The sequence below is a fragment of the Agrobacterium sp. CCNWLW155 genome (assembly GCF_036888815.1).
GTDB classification, from domain to species: Bacteria; Pseudomonadota; Alphaproteobacteria; order Rhizobiales; family Rhizobiaceae; genus Agrobacterium; species Agrobacterium radiobacter.
Genome location: NZ_JBAKFW010000051.1, coordinates 1 through 1,954, shown reverse-complemented (window position 1 = coordinate 1,954; position 1,954 = coordinate 1). Strand labels below are relative to the sequence as shown.

Genomic DNA, 1,954 nt, shown 5'->3' with positions numbered 1-1,954 from the left:
GCGAGTGCACGCGCCTTCAGTGATTCAAGGGAGTAATTCGAACATGTCTTTGGCTGCCAAGCTCAAAGAACTCAGGGGCAAGAACCGTCAATCCTTGCAGGAAGTCGCTGATGCCATTGGAGCGTCCAAGACACATATCTATGATCTGGAGACCGGTCGTAGTACCAACCCTTCAATTGAACTTCTGACCAAGCTCGCCACACATTTTCGCGTTGCCATTGCCGACTTGGTTGGCGAGAATCCAGAGGGGAAAGACGAAGAGCCCGGTCTAGTCGCGATGTATAGGGATCTTAAATCACTCGCTCCGCAAGACCGTGAAACAATCCAGATGCTGATGGACAGGCTGAAACCAAAGGGAAAGTAGATGGACATCTTGCGGATGGATCTAGCCGACACGGGGTCGCCTGAAGGGTTGGTCAGCCTGATCCTGAAGCATGAACCCAATCTTCCGCTTCCTGTGCCGATTGAGGAGTTGGCGCTCCAGCTCGAGATCGAAGAAATCGCCGAGCTGCAAACGGAAGGTTTTGAAGGCGGCTTGATTACCGACACGGTACGAAGCCGCGGAATTATACTCGTGAGAAAGGGAATGAACCGGCCGCGTCGCCGTTTCACCATTGGCCACGAGCTTGGTCATTTCCTGATTGCCAATCACATCCCAGATAAAGACGGTCAGTTCCTCTGCTCGAGGGAAGACCTCCGGACACTTTCCGCAAGGGAAGGCAACCGGCGGGCGAAGATGGAAGTTGAAGCGAACCGCTTCTCATCCCTTATCCTGATGCCGCCACCGAAACTGCGCGACGCTTTCAAGAAGAACCCCACGCCGAGCCTTGAACATGTCTTCGAGTTGGCTGACCAGTTTGATGTCAGTAAAGAAGCCATGGCGCGAGCCTATGCCGAGTATCACCCGGAAGCATTGGCCTTCGTTGTAGTCAAGGATGAGAAGGTTGGGCGGGTTTATCAGAATCGAAAGCGCTTTCCTTTCGTAGTCGCAACACGCAACAAGTCGGTCCCTCAAGGCTCAACGTTTTACCGACGAAATCTCCAGGTCGGGGTTCCAAGCGAAATCGAAAGCCGGCTTCCCGATCTGTGGATCGACGTACCGCGAGGGCCGCGCGCTCCAACCCTCAGCGAACAGGTTTGCCTGCAGAAGAACGGCTTTGCCTTGATCATGCTCTGGCATGAAAGCGCGGAGGAGGAGGATGAAGAAAACGAAGACATGACCACGCGAGACCGCTGGCGTGCCCAACAGGAACGATATCGCAGGGATTAATTTTGATGGAAGGCCGTAACTTTGAGCGTCTCAAATAACACATCGTTCCCTTATCGAACTCAAAATCGTTCGAGACAGCTCGGCTTGAATGGGACCTGGTCGGTGTTGAGATCAGCGAAGAGTTTGACGAATGTCCCTGCGGCCAGGATATTCTTGAACATTGCCACATTCGCAACCGGCTCAATGGCGCGACGACCTATGTCGGGAATGTCTGCATCAACCGCTTCGTCGGAATTGATACGGGAAACCTCTTTGAAGGCCTGAAGCGCATTCAGGCAGATCTCTCCGCCAACGCCAATGATGATCTCATCGAGCACGCCTACCGAATGGGATATCTGTTCGATGAGAAGGAATACCGCTTCCTGAAGCAGACGAAACTCAAAAGGAAGCTCTCAGCAGCGCAGCTGTCTTGGAAGCAAAAGATCAACCGGCGGATTTTGAACCAGACTATAGTCCAACGGAGAGGCGTGCACGAGGTTCGATGACGCGATGCACGCGGGAGTAAGTCGTAGTCTCCGCGTTGAGGCACCGAAGGCCGAATTGCTAACCTAAAGTGTAGCATGTCGCGAAGTTTCGAGAGCGGTGCACTCAAAGCCCGTGGGCAGGGTTGGAAGAGACCTTGCGCGGTTGCAAGTTTCGTCTATTGCTCGACTAGCCATTTTGTTTGGAGCATCCTTGATTCAG

Annotated in this window: 3 protein-coding genes; 2 read left to right on the top strand and 1 reads right to left on the bottom strand. The window is 53.3% G+C overall.

Annotated features, from left to right (window positions below; genetic code table 11):
* Both V6S97_RS29035 and V6S97_RS29030 read left to right on the top strand, forming a co-directional pair.
* Positions 1 to 364 (top strand): helix-turn-helix domain-containing protein (locus V6S97_RS29035; protein WP_334428439.1); only part of this gene is annotated, 364 nt, incomplete at its 5' end.
* Positions 365 to 1,270, top strand: coding sequence for an ImmA/IrrE family metallo-endopeptidase (locus V6S97_RS29030; RefSeq protein ID WP_334428438.1), 906 nt, complete (start codon positions 365 to 367; stop codon positions 1,268 to 1,270).
* Positions 1,271 to 1,329: 59 nt separating this feature from the next.
* Here V6S97_RS29030 and V6S97_RS29025 read toward each other — a convergent pair whose 3' ends face one another.
* Complete coding sequence (locus V6S97_RS29025) at positions 1,330 to 1,587, bottom strand: hypothetical protein (RefSeq protein ID WP_334428437.1); 258 nt, start codon at positions 1,585 to 1,587, stop codon at positions 1,330 to 1,332.
* Between the last annotated feature and the right edge of the window lie 367 nt (positions 1,588 to 1,954).

What these genes read in the sequence shown, in the direction of transcription:
- V6S97_RS29030 (WP_334428438.1), top strand. Translation starts at nt 365, where the DNA reads ATGGACATCTTGCGGATGGATCTAGCCGACACGGGGTCGCCTGAAGGG.